The organism is Streptomyces sp. NPDC005728, assembly GCF_040630895.1.
In the GTDB taxonomy this organism is placed as follows: domain Bacteria; phylum Actinomycetota; class Actinomycetes; order Streptomycetales; family Streptomycetaceae; genus Streptomyces.
The window spans coordinates 1-15,479 of the sequence record NZ_JBEXYL010000087.1; the positions used below are offsets into that span (position 1 = coordinate 1).

Annotated in this window: 16 protein-coding genes; 9 read left to right on the forward strand and 7 right to left on the reverse strand. The window is 71.7% G+C overall.

Features of this window, described 5'->3' with window-relative positions; all coding sequences use genetic code 11:
- The 5 genes from ABZ471_RS37450 to ABZ471_RS37470 all read right to left on the reverse strand — a co-directional run.
- On the reverse strand, positions 1–1,063 hold a 1,063-nt coding region (locus tag ABZ471_RS37450; RefSeq protein WP_359072950.1), incomplete at its 3' end, for an MFS transporter.
- On the reverse strand, positions 1,060–1,626 hold the full coding sequence (locus ABZ471_RS37455) for a helix-turn-helix domain-containing protein (protein ID WP_359072952.1): 567 nt from the start codon (positions 1,624–1,626) through the stop codon (positions 1,060–1,062). The genes ABZ471_RS37455 and ABZ471_RS37450, both read right to left, overlap by 4 nt.
- A gap of 83 nt (positions 1,627–1,709) precedes the next feature.
- On the reverse strand, positions 1,710–2,681 hold the full coding sequence (locus ABZ471_RS37460) for an aldo/keto reductase (RefSeq protein WP_359072954.1): 972 nt from the start codon (positions 2,679–2,681) through the stop codon (positions 1,710–1,712).
- A 97-nt stretch (positions 2,682–2,778) separates the two neighbouring features.
- Positions 2,779–4,209: an argininosuccinate lyase gene (gene argH / locus ABZ471_RS37465; protein WP_359072956.1), complete on the reverse strand. Its 1,431-nt coding sequence runs from the start codon at positions 4,207–4,209 to the stop codon at positions 2,779–2,781.
- 30 nt (positions 4,210–4,239) lie between these two features.
- On the reverse strand, positions 4,240–5,433 hold the full coding sequence (locus ABZ471_RS37470; RefSeq protein WP_359072958.1) for an argininosuccinate synthase: 1,194 nt from the start codon (positions 5,431–5,433) through the stop codon (positions 4,240–4,242).
- Between the two features lie 200 nt (positions 5,434–5,633).
- Between ABZ471_RS37470 and ABZ471_RS37475 the strand changes: the two genes are divergently transcribed.
- The 3 genes from ABZ471_RS37475 (at position 5,634) to ABZ471_RS37485 (ending at position 7,896) form a co-directional block, all read left to right on the forward strand.
- Positions 5,634–6,482, forward strand: a complete 849-nt coding sequence (locus ABZ471_RS37475) for a hypothetical protein (protein ID WP_359072960.1) — start codon at positions 5,634–5,636, stop codon at positions 6,480–6,482.
- Between the two features lie 121 nt (positions 6,483–6,603).
- Positions 6,604–7,191 carry a pyridoxamine 5'-phosphate oxidase family protein gene (locus ABZ471_RS37480; protein ID WP_359072962.1) on the forward strand — a complete coding sequence of 196 codons (588 nt, stop codon included), beginning with the start codon at positions 6,604–6,606 and terminating at the stop codon, positions 7,189–7,191.
- Between the two features lie 3 nt (positions 7,192–7,194).
- Positions 7,195–7,896: a L,D-transpeptidase family protein gene (locus ABZ471_RS37485; protein ID WP_359072963.1), complete on the forward strand. Its 702-nt coding sequence runs from the start codon at positions 7,195–7,197 to the stop codon at positions 7,894–7,896.
- Here the strand turns inward: ABZ471_RS37485 and ABZ471_RS37490 are convergent.
- Together ABZ471_RS37490 and ABZ471_RS37495 are read right to left on the reverse strand one after the other, a co-directional pair.
- Complete coding sequence (locus tag ABZ471_RS37490; protein WP_359072965.1) at positions 7,883–9,400, reverse strand: HAMP domain-containing sensor histidine kinase; 1,518 nt, start codon at positions 9,398–9,400, stop codon at positions 7,883–7,885. The two genes, ABZ471_RS37485 and ABZ471_RS37490, sit on opposite strands and share 14 nt — an antisense overlap.
- On the reverse strand, positions 9,397–10,137 hold the full coding sequence (locus ABZ471_RS37495) for a response regulator transcription factor (RefSeq protein WP_359072966.1): 741 nt from the start codon (positions 10,135–10,137) through the stop codon (positions 9,397–9,399). Before ABZ471_RS37495 ends, ABZ471_RS37490 begins: the two co-directional genes overlap by 4 nt.
- 154 nt (positions 10,138–10,291) lie before the next feature.
- Between ABZ471_RS37495 and ABZ471_RS37500 the strand changes: the two genes are divergently transcribed.
- From ABZ471_RS37500 to ABZ471_RS37525, 6 genes are all read left to right on the forward strand, one after another.
- The gene (locus ABZ471_RS37500) at positions 10,292–11,647 is read left to right on the forward strand and encodes a ferric reductase-like transmembrane domain-containing protein (protein WP_359072967.1); all 1,356 of its coding nucleotides are present in this window, start codon (positions 10,292–10,294) and stop codon (positions 11,645–11,647) included.
- A gap of 9 nt (positions 11,648–11,656) precedes the next feature.
- Positions 11,657–12,127, forward strand: a complete 471-nt coding sequence (locus tag ABZ471_RS37505) for an FMN-binding protein (protein ID WP_359072968.1) — start codon at positions 11,657–11,659, stop codon at positions 12,125–12,127.
- Positions 12,128–12,184: 57 nt separating this feature from the next.
- The gene (locus ABZ471_RS37510) at positions 12,185–13,567 is read left to right on the forward strand and encodes a ferredoxin reductase family protein (RefSeq protein WP_359072970.1); all 1,383 of its coding nucleotides are present in this window, start codon (positions 12,185–12,187) and stop codon (positions 13,565–13,567) included.
- 17 nt (positions 13,568–13,584) lie between these two features.
- On the forward strand, positions 13,585–14,376 hold the full coding sequence (locus ABZ471_RS37515) for an FMN-binding protein (protein ID WP_359072971.1): 792 nt from the start codon (positions 13,585–13,587) through the stop codon (positions 14,374–14,376).
- A 55-nt stretch (positions 14,377–14,431) separates the two neighbouring features.
- Positions 14,432–15,172, forward strand: a complete 741-nt coding sequence (locus ABZ471_RS37520) for an FAD:protein FMN transferase (protein ID WP_359072973.1) — start codon at positions 14,432–14,434, stop codon at positions 15,170–15,172.
- A 106-nt stretch (positions 15,173–15,278) separates the two neighbouring features.
- Entirely contained in the window at positions 15,279–15,470 is a 192-nt protein-coding gene (locus ABZ471_RS37525; protein WP_359072974.1) for a hypothetical protein, read from the forward strand.
- Positions 15,471–15,479 lie beyond the last annotated feature (9 nt).

A 15,479-nucleotide genomic window follows, 5' to 3' on the forward strand; every position in this document is an offset into this window, starting at 1 on the left:
CGGCGCGGCCCCCCCCCCCGGCGCCCCCCCCCCCCACCCCACGCCCCCCCTCGCAGGGGCGGCGGGCCCCGCGCCCCGCGACCAGGCCGGCCGCCACCGCGCCGACGGCGGCGGGCAGTTCGGCCAGGCCCGCCTCGAAGGGGCGCCTGCCCTGGACGAGTTGCAGGTACTGGGAGAGGAAGAACACCAGGCCGGACATACCCAGCACGGTCAGCAGGTCGGCGAGCACGGCTCCGCTGAAGCCACGGCGCCGGAACAGGCGCATGTCCAGCAGCGGGGCCGGCATGGTGAGCTGACGGCGTACGAAGCCGTAGAGGGCCGTCGCCCCCAGCAGGGCCGCGGCGAGCGTGGGCCAGGTGAAGCCGTGGCTGGCGGCCTCCTTGACCGCGTAGACCAGGGCGATCATGCCGACGAGCGACAGGACGACGCTGATCATGTCCCAGGGGCCGGGGTTCGGGTTACGGGACTCGGGCAGCGTGCGGACACCGACGAGCACCAGGACCGCCATCACCGGCAGGTTGATCAGGAAGACCGAGCCCCACCAGAAGTGTTCGAGCAGGAAGCCGCCCGCGATCGGGCCGACCGCCGTACCGGCGGAGGCCGTCGCGCCCCAGATGCCGACGGCGAGGCTGCGCTCGCGCGGGTCGTGGAAGAGGTTGCGGATCAGCGCGAGGGTGGCGGGCATCAGGGTCGCGCCCGCGACACCGAGCAGCGCCCGCGCCAGGATCATCAGTTCGGAAGTCGTCGCGTAGGCGTTCAGGACGGAGATGGCACCGAACGCCGTGGCGCCGACGAGCAGGATCCGCTTGCGGCCGATGCGGTCGCCGAGGCTGCCCATGGAGACCAGCAGACCGGCGATGACGAAGGAGTAGACGTCACCGATCCACAGGAGCTGGGTGCCGGAGGGGTTGAGGTCCTCGCTGATGTAGGGGGTCGCCAGGCCGAGGACGGTGGCGTCGACGGCCACCAGCAGCACGGCCAGGACGAGGACGGAGAGCGCGAGCCAGCGGCCCGGGCGCTTCTCCACCTCCGCCGCGCGAACCGGCTGCAGGGTGCTGGTCATGATTCCTCTCTTCGTGGTGCGTCCGTACGTCGTGCGCCGCCGAGCAACAGCTCGACGATCATGTAGGTGAAGTCCTTCGAGGCCACCCGGCCCTCGGCCACCGCCCAGGCGCCGGAGGCCAGCAGGCCGTACAGCGCCTCGGTGAGCCAGGCCGGGGTGAGGTCGATGCGGAACTCGCCGCCCTCCTGGCCGCGCCGGAACAGAGCCGTGAGGCGTTCGTCGATGCGGGCCCAGCCCTGGTTCTGCTGCTCGCCCTCGAACAGCTGGTTCTCGGTGTAGAGGAAGGCGAGCAGGGCGGCCGAGGGCTCGATGGCCCGGACCAGGCGGCGTACGGCCTCGCCCGCCGGACCCTCGTCCAGGCGGGCCGTGTCCAGGGCCGCCTCACACTCCGCGATGCCGAGCGCCTCCAGCGCGCGCACGAGCGCGTCGCGCCCGGCGAAGTGGCGGTGCAGCGTGGCCCGACTGATCCCGGCGGCCTTGGCGACCTCGTCCATGGTCGCCGTGGACTTGCGGGTCAGCAGGGAGGCTGCGCTGCGCAGCACGTGGTCACGATCCAGGGCCATGAGACAAGTTTAGCCCATGTGAGACATCATTGTCTCACCATAGGCATGCGTGACTCATCAGTGCTGGTCGGAGGGGTGATCCGTCAGTGCCAGGGCAGTCGGCCGCGCTGCTCCCAGTAGATGCGCGGGTCCTCCGCCAGCGTGGTGAGGCGGGTCAGCTGGTCCACGTCCAGGTCCACGACGGCCGCGTGGAGGTTGGAGGCGAGCTGGGTGACGGTCGCGGCGCCGGAGAGGACGACACCCACCCAAGGCTGACGCAGGATCACGGCGAGGGCCACGGCGTCACAGCCGAGGGAGGTCTCCTCGGCCACGGCCTGCAACACGTCCGGGGCGTGCGGCGCGGCGAGCCGGCCGTTGGCCATGCCCTCCTTGACGATGACGGTCAGTCCGGCGTCGTGTGCCTCGGCGAGCGCGGGCCCCGCCGAGGTCTCCAGGGCGTTGTACGTCGACTGGACGGTACGGAAGAGGGGCGCTCCGTCGACCGTCACCTCGAGGGCGGCGCGGATCGCGTCGGCCTGGGCGGGGCCGCTGGTGGAGAAGCCGATGCTGAGGCCGGCGGCGGCGGCCTCGGCGAGCCTCGCGTGGAGCTCCTTGTCGGTGAGGGCGGGGCTGTCCGGGGTCACCGAGTGGATCTGGTAGAGGTCGAGCCGGTCGCCGAGGAGTGCGTCGGTCTCGGCGCGCTGCCGCTCGTACGTCGCCAGACTGTGGTCCTTGACCTCGTGCTGTTCGGCGTCGGTGGACCAGCCTGCGGTGTAGGTGTAGCCCCACTTGCTGCCGACCACCACGTCGTCGATGTCCGGGCGGGCGTTCAGCCAGTCGGCGAGGAACTCCTCGGAGCGGCCGTAGGAGCGGGCGACGTCGAAGTAGCGCACCCCCTGGGCATAGGCGGCCTCGAGGAGTTCATGGGTGCGCTCGCGCAGCGCGTCGACACTGCGGACCGGTGGGAGGTCCTCCTCGCGGCCCAGGTTGATGTAGCCGGGGCGGCCGACGGCGGCGAGTCCCAGGCCGAGGTGGCAGGTGGGCGTCGTGGCTGAGGCGAGACGGGCGAAGGGCATCGCGGGCTCCGTTCCGGTCGGCTGGCTGCGACCAACGTAACCCGCGACGCCCGGCGGCTACTCGCGACGCCCGGCGGCTACTCGCGATGCCTGGCGGCTACTTCTTCTTGGCGTCCGCCCACCGGTGCTGTGCCGCGACGTCCGCCTTGACCTCGGCGAGCTGGACGGCGACCGCGCTGGGTGCCGTACCGCCGCGGCCGCTGCGGGAGGCGAGGGCGCCCGGGACGTTGAGGACGGAGCGCACCTCGGGGGTCAGGTGGGCGGAGATCTTCGCGAACTGCTCGTCCGTCAGGCCGTCCAGCTCCTTGCCCTCGGCCTCGGCGACCTTCACGCACTCGCCGGCGACCTCGTGCGCCACACGGAACGGCACGCCCTGCTTGACCAGCCACTCGGCGATGTCCGTGGCGAGCGAGAAGCCGGCCGGGGCCAGCTCCTCCATGCGCTCGCGGTGGACCGTGAGCGTGGCGATCATGCCGGTGAAGGCGGGGAGCAGGACCTCCAGCTGGTCGCAGGAGTCGAAGACCGGCTCCTTGTCCTCCTGGAGGTCGCGGTTGTAGGCGAGGGGCAGGGCCTTGAGGGTGGCCAGGAGCCCGGTGAGGTTGCCGATCAGGCGGCCCGACTTGCCGCGCGCCAGCTCGGCGATGTCCGGGTTCTTCTTCTGCGGCATGATCGACGAGCCCGTGGAGAACGCGTCGTGCAGGGTCACGAAGGAGAACTCCTTCGTGTTCCAGATGATGATCTCCTCGGAGATCCGGGAGAGGTTCACGCCGATCATCGCGGTGATGAAGACGAACTCGGCGACGAAGTCGCGGGAGGCCGTGCCGTCGATGGAGTTGCCGACGCTGCCGCGCTCGAAGCCGAGGTCGGCGGCGACCGCCTCCGGGTCCAGGCCGAGGGACGAGCCCGCCAGGGCGCCCGAGCCGTACGGCGACACCGCCGTCCGCTCGTCCCACTGGTGCAGCCGCTCGGCGTCCCGGGACAGGGACTGGACGTGGGCCAGGACATGGTGGGCGAAGAGCACCGGCTGGGCGTGCTGGAGGTGGGTGCGGCCGGGCATCGCCACGTCCGGGTGGGCCTCCGCCAGGCCGATCAGCGCGTCCTGGAGGTCGGCGATCAGGCCGCCGATGATCCGGGCGTGGTCGCGCAGGTACATGCGGAAGAGGGTGGCGACCTGGTCGTTGCGGGAGCGGCCGGCGCGCAGTTTGCCGCCGAGGTCGGGGCCGAGCCGCTCCAGGAGGCCGCGCTCCAGGGCGGTGTGGACGTCCTCGTCGGCGACGGTGCCCACGAAGGAGCCGTCCGCGACATCGGCCTCGAGCCGGTCGAGGCCCGCGATCATGCGGGTCAGCTCGTCCTCGGTGAGCAGACCCGCCTTGTGCAGCACGCGCGCGTGGGCGCGCGAACCGGCGATGTCGTAGGGCGCGAGCCGCCAGTCGAAGTGGACGGACGCGGACAGCTTGGCCAGGGCCTCGGCGGGACCGTCGGCGAAACGGGCGCCCCAGAGCCGTACGTCACCGCTGTTGCTGCTCACTTGCGCTGCTCCTAGGAAGTTCGGTCGGTTTTACGAGAGGTCACGCTTGGCGGCGATCTTCGACGACAGGCTGTAGATGTCGATGAAGCCCTTGGCCGCGGCCTGGTCGAAGGTGTCGCCGGTGTCGTAGGTGGCGAGGTTGAAGTCGTACAGGGACGCCTCCGAGCGGCGGCCGGTGACGACCGCGCGGCCGCCGTGCAGGGTCATCCGGATGTCGCCGGAGACGTGCTGGTTGGCCTCGTTGACGAAGCCCTCCAGGGCGCGCTTGAGCGGGGAGAACCACTGACCGTCGTAGACCAGTTCGCCCCAGCGCTGGTCGACCTGCCGCTTGTAGCGGGCCAGCTCGCGCTCGACGGTGACGCTCTCCAGCTCCTGGTGGGCCGTGATGAGCGCGATCGCGCCCGGGGCCTCGTACACCTCGCGGGACTTGATGCCGACCAGCCGGTCCTCGACCATGTCGATCCGGCCGACGCCCTGGGCGCCGGCGCGCTGGTTGAGCTGCTGGACGGCCTGCAGGACGGTGACGGGCTTGCCGTCGATGGCGACCGGGACGCCCTCCTTGAAGGTGATGATCACCTCGTCGGCCTCGCGCGGGGTGGCCGGGTTGGAGGTGTACTCGTAGATGTCCTCGATCGGGGCGTTCCAGATGTCCTCCAGGAAGCCCGTCTCGACCGCGCGCCCGAAGACGTTCTGGTCGATGGAGTACGGGGACTTCTTGGTGGTGGCGATGGGGAGCCGCTTCTCCTCGCAGAAGGCGATCGCCTTGTCGCGGGTCATCGCGTAGTCGCGGACCGGGGCGATGCACTTCAGGTCGGGGGCGAGGGCGACGATGCCGGCCTCGAAGCGGACCTGGTCGTTGCCCTTGCCGGTGCAGCCGTGGGCGACCGTGGTGGCGCCGTGCTTCTGGGCGGCGGCGACGAGGTGCTTGACGATCGTCGGCCGGGAGAGGGCGGAGACCAGCGGGTAGCGGTCCATGTAGAGGGCGTTCGCCTTGATCGCCGGGAGGCAGTACTCGTCGGCGAACTCGTCCTTGGCGTCCGCGACCTCGGCCTCGACGGCACCGCAGGCGAGGGCGCGCTTGCGGATGACGTCCAGGTCCTCTCCGCCCTGGCCGACGTCCACCGCGACGGCGATGACCTCGGCGCCCGTCTCCTCGGCGATCCAGCCGATGGCGACGGAGGTGTCCAGACCGCCCGAGTAGGCGAGTACGACGCGCTCGGTCACGGGTTTCTCCTCACACTGCACACGCTGACATGCATGAGTATGCAGAACTCTGCATGATTCGTCAATCGCCGCTCCGGCGGAGCGGGAGTTTCGCAAAGGGTTGAACGAACGAAACCGCTTTCTCGTACTTCCCCCCGAACGCAGGCGCCGCGTTGCCCGACCCGATCACGACCCACTCCTGACCCAAGTGAGGCATCCGCATGTCCAGGGCTCTTCCGAAGTACAACAAGCGTCGCGTGGCGGTCATCGGCGGCGCTGCCGCCGTGGTGCTGTCCGGCGCGGTGATCGCCGGCTCCGCGCTCGCCGGGACGCCCGGCAAGAGCGGCAGCGCCACCGAGGCCCGCACGCTCGCCGCCCCCGGCACGATCACCTGCCCGGACGTCGCCTCCAAGCTGCCCGCGGTCCCCGCATCCGCGAAGGCCGAGGTCGACCGCAACCTCACCCTGCTCCAGACACAGATCCGGGAAGCCAACACACGCCTGGCCAACACCGTGGGCCAGGGCGGACCGAACTTCGTCAACAACGCGATCCTCGGCCCCCTGAAGGACAAGCGGGTGTCGACCGTCAACCGCATCGCCACGGCGATCGGGCGTACGGCGACCAAGCCGACCGGCCTCGACTCGCTCGCGCCGTGCACGCTGAACACGGGCGGGGGCGCGAACGCCGGCGGCGGCCGGGCGTCCGCCACCACCGCCCCGGGCACCGCGACGGGCCGGCAGTCGGGCGGCGGGGCCGCGTCCGGCGGGAGCAGCGCGGCGGGCACGATCACCTGCCCGGACGTCACCTCCAAGCTGCCCGCGGTCCCCGCATCCGCGAAGGCCGAGGTCGACCGCAACCTCACCCTGCTCCAGACACAGATCCGGGAAGCCAACACACGCCTGGCCAACACCGTGGGCCAGGGCGGACCGAACTTCGTCAACAACGCGATCCTCGGCCCCCTGAAGGACAAGCGGGTGTCGACGATCGACCGCATCGCCATCGCCATCGGCCGGACCTCGGCCAAGCCGACCGGCCTGGACACGCTGGCCGCCTGCACGCTCACCAAGTGATCTGACAGGCAGCCATGGCCGCCCCGAGGCAGCGCCGGCCGGGGCGGCCGCGGTGGATCCCGCGCTGCGGATCCGGCAATTCCTTAGACAGCCAAACGAGTCTCGTCGATAATCGTTAGACATGGGAAAGACCTATGAACGCATCGACGGCAGGCTCAGGACGTTCATCGAGGAGCAGCCCCTCTTCTTCACCGCGACCGCCCCCCTCTCCGACGAGGGCACGATCAACCTCTCCCCCAAGGGTCTGAGGGGCTCGTTCGCGGTGCTGGACGAACTCACCGTGGGCTACCTCGACTTCGCCGGGTCCAACGCGGAGACGATCGCCCACCTGCGGGAGAACGGCCGGATCACCCTCATGTGGTGCGCCTTCCAGGGCCCGCCGAACATCGTGCGCATGCACGGCCGGGGCGAGCCGGTCTTCCGCGACGACCCGCGCTTCACGGAGCTGCTCGCGCGTTTCCCGGACATCGACCCGGGGCAGCACGGGCTGCGCGCGATCGTCGTCGTCCACGCCGAGCTGATCCGCGACTCCTGTGGGTACGCCGTCCCCTACATGGCGTACGAGGAGGACCGCGACCTGCATGGAAAGCGCTTCGCGCGCGAGGACGACGCCTCGCTGAGCACGTACTTCACGAAGAAGGAGCACATCGCGACGAGCCTGGATGGCCTACCCGGGCTGCCGTTGCCGCTCCCTCCGTCTAGCTTCTGAGCCATGCGCCCCGCTGTCGCCCTCGCCCTCGTGTCCGCTTCCGTCTGCGGCCTCGCCTTCGCACCCGACTGCTCGCCGGTCCCGCTGCCCGCACAGATGGCGGACACCGGTGGCGGCACGCAGCTCATCACGGCCCAGGCACCGGCCACCGACTCGACGTCCGGCACGGTCACCTGGTGGGACCTGCGGGACGGCCAGTGGGTGGAGACCGGGTCCGCACCGGCCCGGTTCGGGTCGAAGGGGCTGGTGGAGGAGGGCGCGCGGAAGCAGGGGACGAACACGACGCCGACCGGGTTGTACGGCCTTCCGTTCGCCTTCGGGATCAAGGCCGCGCCTGCCGGCACACGCCTCGCCTTCCGGGCGGTGAAGGACAGTTCCTGGTGGTGCGAGGACAACGACTCGACGTCGTACAACCGCTGGGTGGACCCGCTGCCGGCCGACTGCCGTGCCTCGGAGTCCGAGAAACTGATCAGCTACGACCCCCAGTACGCGTACGGGCTCGTCATCGGGTTCAACTACGACCAGCCCGTGCGGGGGCGGGGGGCCGGGATCTTCCTGCACGTGAACGGGCAGGCGGCGACGGCCGGTTGTGTGTCCGTGCCCGAGGATGCGATGCAGCAGATCCTGAAGTGGGCGGATCCCGACAGGAAGCCGCACATCGCGATCGGCACCGTGGACGGCGCCACGGCCATCACCAGTTACTGACCTCGCCCGACGGCAGCCGTACGGTGAACGTCGTCGCCCCCGGCCTGCTCTCCAGCCCGACGCTCCCCCCGTGCGCCTCGACCACCGCCGCCACGATGGACAGGCCCAGGCCGGCTCCGCCGCCCGGGGCGTCCTGGCGGCGGCGGTGTTCCGCGCGGGTGAAGCGTTCGAAGACGCCCGGCTGGACGTCCTCGGGGACGCCGGGGCCGTCGTCGTGGACAGAGAGGCGGGCCGAGCCGTCCTCGGTCTCCAGGGTCACCGTCACCTTCGTACCGACGGGTGTGTGCAGACGCGCGTTGGCCAACAGGTTGGCCAGCACCTGGTGCAGGCGGTGGGTGTCGCCCGTGACCGTGACCGGTTCCTCCGGGAGGTCCAGGGTCCAGCGGTGGTCGGGGCCCGCGGCCCGGGCGTCCGCCACCGCATCCAGGACCATGTGGGTCAGGTCGACGGGCCGGCGCTCCAGCGGCCGGCCCGCGTCGAGGCGGGCCAGGAGGAGCAGGTCGTCGACCATGTCGCCCATGCGGGAGGACTCGGCGGCGATGCGCTCCAGGGCGCGGGTCACCTCCGGTGGGACCGGACCCGGGTGCAGGAGGGCCAGCTCGGCGTGGCCGCGGACCGAGGCGACCGGGGTGCGCAGTTCATGGCTGGCGTCGGCGGCGAAGCGGCGCAGCCGCTCCTCGCCGGCGTGGCGTTTGGTCAGGGCGTCCTCGACGTGGCCCAGCATGCGGTTGAAGGCGGCCGCCACCCGGCCGACCTCGCTGCGGGAGTCGGGTTCCGGGGCCCGGGGCGGCAGGGCCACCTCGCCGCTGGCGAGCGGGAGTTCGCTGACCCGAGTGGCGGTCGCCGCCACTCTGCTCAGCGGCCGCAGCGACCAGCGGACCCAGCAGGCCCCGGCCACGCCGGTCGCCACCAGGGCCAGGCCGAAGACGATCCCGGCCACCAGTTCGAGGCGGTGGACGGCGGCCTCGACCGGCTCCAGCGGCAGGCCGACGATCAGGACGTCCTTGTCCCGGCCCGGCCTGGCGACGACCCGGTAGCCGTCCAGGACGGACAGGTCGACGGTGTGGGGCCTGCCGTCGGCCGGTACCGCGGCCAGCCACTTCCGGTCCCCGGCGGTCAGGTCCACGCTCAGGTCCGCGGAGGGATCGCCGGAGCGGATGAGGCCCATGTTGGTGACCTCGCCGTTCAGCAGACGGGCGCCGAAGGTGCCGGTGGCCAGGCGGCGGGTGTCGCCGTGCTCGTCACCGACGGGGGTCCCCCCGGTCGAGTCCTTTCGAGACTGGGGGAGGTCGTCGGGCAGCTGACCGTGGTGCTCCAGGCTCTCCGGGAACCGGGTACCGACCTGGGTGAGCTGTTCGTCGACACGCTGGGTGAGGAAGCCGTTCAGTTCGACGACCGCGGCGAGTCCCACGGCCGCACAGCTCACCGCGAGCAGGACCACCAGCCCGACGGTGAGACGGGCGCGCAGGGTGCGCGGGCGGGACAGGCGTCGTACCGAGTTCACCGGGGCACCGGCTTCAGGACGTAGCCCGCGCCGCGGACCGTGTGGATCATGGGTTCGCGGCCCGCATCCACCTTCTTGCGCAGGTAGGAGATGTACAGCTCGACCACATGGGCCCGGCCGCCGAAGTCGTAGGACCAGACCCGGTCGAGGATCTGCGCCTTGCTCAGCACCCGGCGCGGGTTGCGCATGAGGAAGCGGAGGAGCTCGAACTCGGTCGGCGAGAGTTCGACCAGCTCACCGCTCCGGGTCACCTCGCGTGTCTCCTCGTCCATGACCAGGTCGCCCACGGTCAGCCGCGGCCCCTCCTCCAGCTGGCGGGCCATGCCCGCGCGGCGCAGCAGTCCGCGCAGCCGGGCGACGACCTCCTCCAGGCTGAAGGGCTTGGTGACGTAGTCGTCGCCGCCCGCCGTGATGCCGGCAATGCGGTCCTCGACCGCGTCCCGTGCAGTGAGAAAGAGCACGCAGACGTCCGGCTTCACCTCGTGCAGGCGGCGCAGCACGGCGAAGCCGTCGGTGTCCGGGAGCATCACGTCCAGGACGACGGCGTCGGGCAGCAGCTCGCGCGCGGCGGTGACCGCGCCGGCGCCGTCGCCGGCCGCGCGCACCTCCCAGTCCTCGTAGCGCAGGGCGCCGGTGAGCACCTCCGCGAGGTCGGGGTCGTCGTCGACGACCAGGACGCGCAGCGGTGTGCCGTCGGGTCGGGTGAGGGCCGGGCGGCCGGAGCGGGTGGAGTTCATCGCGTCCACCAGCATCGCTCGTGCGCGGGGCAGCAGGCCGCCCGGGCGGCTCTGAGTTTCCTCTGAGTCGGCTGGGTACGGCGGCCGCTCAGAGCTGTCTCAGAGGTTCGGACCGCACAGTGGCCCGGCACGACGGACGAAGGGACGACCATTCATGACCACCGTGGATGCGGGGCGGGCGGCCCCGCCCCGGCCCCTGACCGCCCGGCGCCGCTCCCCCGCGGGGCCCCTGCTGGCCGTGCTGTGGGCGGGAGCGGCGGCCGTGGTCGCGCTCTGGTGGGCGGACACGGGGGCCGTGGTCGGTACGGCGGGCTGGCTGACCGGGGCCGGGCGGATCGCCGGGCTGCTGTGCGGGTACGCCTGCGCGGTGCTGGTCGGCCTGATGGCGCGGGTGCCGCTGCTGGAGGTCCGGATCGGCTCCGACCGGGTGGTCCGGTGGCACGCGATGGCCGGCCGGTACACCGTCTGCCTGCTCGTCGCGCACATCGCGCTGATCCTGGCCGGGTACGCCGCCCAGGACCGGGCCTCGCTGTGGCACGAGACGGTCACCGTCGTGCTGGACTACCCGGAGATGCTGAAGGCCACCGCCGGCACGGTGATCCTCTTCGCGGTCGGCGTCACCTCGGCGCGGGCCGTGCGCCGCCGTACCGGCTACGAGTTCTGGTACTACGTCCACCTCCTCACCTACGCGGCCGTCTTCCTCGCCTTCGGGCACCAGCTGGCACTGGGCGACGAGTTCAACGGCAAGCCGGTGGCCACCGCCGTCTGGTACGCGCTCTACCTCGGGGTGGCGGCCCTGGTGGTGTGGTTCCGCGTCCTCGCCCCGGTCCGGCTCAACCGGCGGCACCGCCTGCGGGTGGAGTCGGTGCACAAGGAGGCGCCGGGCGTGTACTCGGTCGTCGTCCGCGGGCGGCGCCTGGACGAGCTGGGCGCGCGGCCGGGGCAGTTCTTCCGCTGGCGGTTCCTCGGCGAAGGCATGGGATGGACGTCGACGCCGTACTCCCTGTCGGCACCCCCGCGCCCTGACCTGCTGCGGATCACGGTCAAGGCGCTCGGCGACCACAGCGCGGCCGTGGCGCTGCTACGGCCGGGCACCCGGGTGTGGGCGGAGGGCCCGTACGGCTCCCTGACCGCAGAGCGGGCCACCGGGCAGCGGTCCCTGCTGATCGCGGCCGGTGTCGGCATCACCCCGCTGCGGGCACTGTTCGAGACGCTGCCCGGCGAGGTCACCCTGCTCTACCGGGCACGCAGCGCCGAGGACCTGGCGCTGGGCGGAGAGCTGGAGGCGATAGCCCGCTGGCGGGGCGCGCAGGTGCTGTACGCGCTCAACGGGTCGCGCGGGGAGCGGCCGAGCATCACGGCCGAGTCTCTGCGGGCGACCTTCCCGGGGCTCACCGACCACGACGTCTACATCTGCGGCCCGCACGGCTTCGCCCAGGACGTGTACGGCGCGCTGCGGGCGGCCGGGGTCCCGGACCGTCGTATCCACCACGAGTCGTTCGAGCTGTAGGGATCACACATGCACGCACTGAAGAAGAACCGCCCCCTGCGCCGTGTGGTGCTCGCAAGCGCAGCCACCGTCTCCGGGATGGTGCTGCTGCTGTCGCTGAAGCCGCACACGAGCCCGGTACTCGCGGTGGGTTCGCCCTCGCCCGCACCGAACAGCAGCAGCTCCAGCGCCTCGCCGGGTTCGACGAGTGCGCCGAGCACCGCCACCAGGACCGTCACCGGCGACACCGTCCAAACCCGGTGGGGCCCGGTCCAGGTGCGGGTGACGATCAAGAACCGCAGACTCACCGACGTCACCGCGGTCAGCTACCCGCAGGACAATCCGCGTGACCAGGAGATCAACAGCTACGCCGTCCCCCAGCTGCGGCGCGAGGCGCTGGCCGCCCAGAGCGCGCAGATCGACACGGTCTCGGGGGCCACGTACACCAGCGACGGCTACCGCCAGTCACTCCAGTCCGCACTCGACTCGGCAGGCCTCTGAACACTCAACGGACGTGGCACGTATCTGTGGGCCAAGGTCAAGTCCCACGGAGGAACCGTGACCACCACGCTCGCAGGCGGACGTGCCGCCCGCCGCCAGACGATGCGCCGCATCCGCCCGCGCCGCTCCCCCGCCGTTCCGCTGCTGCTGGCGGTCTGGGCGGGCGCGGCGGCCGTGCTGTGGCTCTGGTGGCACAACACCTCGTCCATCGCCGACGACAACAGCAAGATCCTGAACGCGGGCCGGATCACCGGCCTGCTGGCCGGCTATCTGATGGCGCTGGTCGTGCTCCAGATGGCGCGTGTACCGGCGCTGGAACGGCGTGTCGGCTCCGACCGGGTGGCCCGCTGGCACGCGATGAGCGGCCGGTACACGCTCAGCCTGGTCGTCGCGCACGTCTTCCTCACCATGTGGGGGTACGCGCTCCAGGCAGGCAAGTCGCTCGGTGACATCGTCCAGCAGACCATCGACTCCATCAACCAGCTCCCGGACATGGGCAAGGCGGCCGTCGGCACCGGTCTGTTCGTGCTCATCGGACTGACGTCGATGGGCGCGATCCGCCGCCGGCTGCCGTACGACATCTGGTACCACGTCCACCTGCTCACGTACGCGGCGGTGTTCCTGACGTTCTGGCACCAGATCACCGCCGGCAACGACTTCGCGGTCGAGCCGTCTGCCAAGACCTTCTGGTACGGGCTCTACGGCACCGTCACCGCGCTCGTGGTCTGGTACCGGATCCTCACCCCCGTCCGGCTGAACCTCCGTCACCGCATGCGCGTGGAAGCCGTGATCGAGGAGACGCCGGGCATCGTGTCGGTGCTGATCGGCGGGCGGAAGCTGCACCGGATGGGCGCGGAGGCGGGCCACTTCTTCCGCTGGCGGTTCCTCGCGCCCGGCATGCGGTTCAGCTCGCACCCGTACTCGCTGTCGGCGGCGCCCCGCCCCGACATGCTGCGGATCACGGTCAAGGCGATCGGCGACCACAGCACCCGGCTGCGGGACCTCACACCCGGCACCCGGGTGTGGGCGGAGGGACCGTACGGCGCGATGACCGCCCAGCGGCGCAGCGAGGGCAAGGTGCTGCTGGTGGCGGGCGGGGTCGGCATCACGCCGATGCGGGCGCTGTTCGAGACGCTGCCCGGGGCGGCCGGTGACATCACGCTGCTCTACCGGGCCAACACCACCCAGGACCTGGCGCTGTGGGACGAGCTGGCCGCGATCGCCGAGGAGCGGGGCGCCCGGCTGATGTACGCGGTCAACAGCCCCGAGGGCGAGCGGCCGGACATCTCCCCGGAGAACCTCCAGCGGAAGATCCCGGACGTCGATCGCCACGATGTCTTCATGTGCGGCCCGCCCGGGTTCGCGCAGTCGGTGTACGAGGCACTGCGCGGCGCGGGAGTCCCTGCGCGCCGTATCCACCACGAGTCGTTCGAGATGTGAGCGGGAGCTGCGAAGCGATGAGGAAGAGCCACCCCATTCGGCGCGTCGTGCTGGCCACCGCGGCCACCGTGTCCGGTGTCGTGCTGCTGCTGTCGCTCAAGCCCGCGTCGGATCCGGCCGCCGCGTCGGCGGCGGGCGCGGCACCGCAGCAGACGGCGGGGGCCCAGGACTCGCCCCAGGGCGGTCAGCAGGGCGGAGCCGGGGCCGGCACGGTGACCGGAGACGCGGCACAGACCGAGTACGGGGTCGTGCAGGTACGACTGACCGTCGCCGACGGCAGGATCACCAAGGCGGAGGCGGTGCAGGCACCCAAGGGCGGCCTCAGCGACCAGAAGACCGCGCTCGCCGTGCCCAAGCTCAACCAGGAGGCCGTGGCGGCGCAGAGCGCGCAGGTCGACGCGGTGTCCGGGGCCACCTACACCAGCACGGGGTACAAGAAGTCGCTCCAGTCGGCGCTGGACAAGATGAAGGCCTCCTCGTCGGGCTCCTCCGGAACGTCGGGCTCGTCGGGCTCGTCCGGCTCGGGGCAGGCGCAGGCGCGTACCGTCACCGGCAAGGCCGCCGAGACGCAGTACGGCCCGGTGCAGGTGCGGATCACGGTCGCGGGCGGCAGGATCACCAAGGCGGAGGCGGTGCAGGCGCCCAAGGGCGGCCTCAGCGACCAGAAGACCGCGCTCGCCGTCCCCAAGCTCAACCAGGAGGCCGTGGCGGCCGGGAACGCGGACATCGACGCGGTCTCCGGCGCCACCTACACCAGCACCGGCTACCGGCAGTCGCTCCAGTCGGCGCTGGACCAGGCCGGTGGCTGACGCGGTGGCCGAGCCGGCTGAGGCTCCCGCCGCGGTGCGTCATGCGGAGGAGGTCATGGGGACCGTCTTCTCCTTCGACGTCCGCGGCGGGAACCCGCGTGCGGTTCTGCGGGCCCTGGAGGTGGCCGTCGCGGGCCTGCACCGGGTCGACGCGCTCTTCTCCACGTACCGCGAGGACAGCGAGGTGTCCCGGCTGGCCCAGGGCGAGCTGACCGTCGAGCAGTGCGCTCCCGAGGTGGCCGAGGTGCTGGAGCTGGCGGCCGAGGCGGAGCGCGCGAGCGAGGGGTGGTTCAGCACCCGGTACCGGGGGTCGCTGGATCCGACCGGGATCGTGAAGGGCTGGTCCGCCGAGCGGGCGGCGCGGCTGCTGGCCGCGGTGGACGGGGTGCGCGGGGTCAGCGTGAACGGCGGCGGTGACGTCCAGCTGCTGGGCGCGCCGGAGCCGCAGCGGCCGTGGCGGGTGGGGGTGGCCGATCCCCTGCGGCCGGGCGGGCTGGCGGCGGTGATCTCGGCGGCCGGGGTGGACGAGCTGTCGGTGGCCACCTCGGGTACGGCCGAGCGCGGGGCGCACATCGTGGATCCGCGCACCGGCAGACCGGCGGTGACGGACCTGGTCGCGGTGACCGTGGTGGGCCCTCGGCTGACCTGGGTGGACTGCTGGGCCACGGCGGCGTTCGCGATGGGGTCGCGGGCGGGCCTGGCCTGGCTGGAGTCGCTGCCGGACGTCGAGGGCCTGCTGATCACCGCGGGCGACGAGGTGCGGTGCACCGGAGGACTGGCCGCGCGGCTGGGCTGAGGGCACGGCTGCGAAGTGGCATGTTTTTTCACTTTCATCCGGAAACGCCATCCAACTTCCGCCCTGAGACGTATCCCCTGTGCAGCAAGTTTCAGGAGGTAACGCAATGGCCATCTTCAGCAGTCTCATGCCTGCCAGTCATCACGACCACGGGCGGGACACGTCACGCGACGACTCCTCCCGGCACGGGCACCGGCACGACCACGGCGACCGTCACGGTCACGACCACGGCCACCGCAACGGCCACGGTCACGGTCACGACCACGGCGGCCACGGCAACGGCCACAACGGCTACTGATCGCACCCG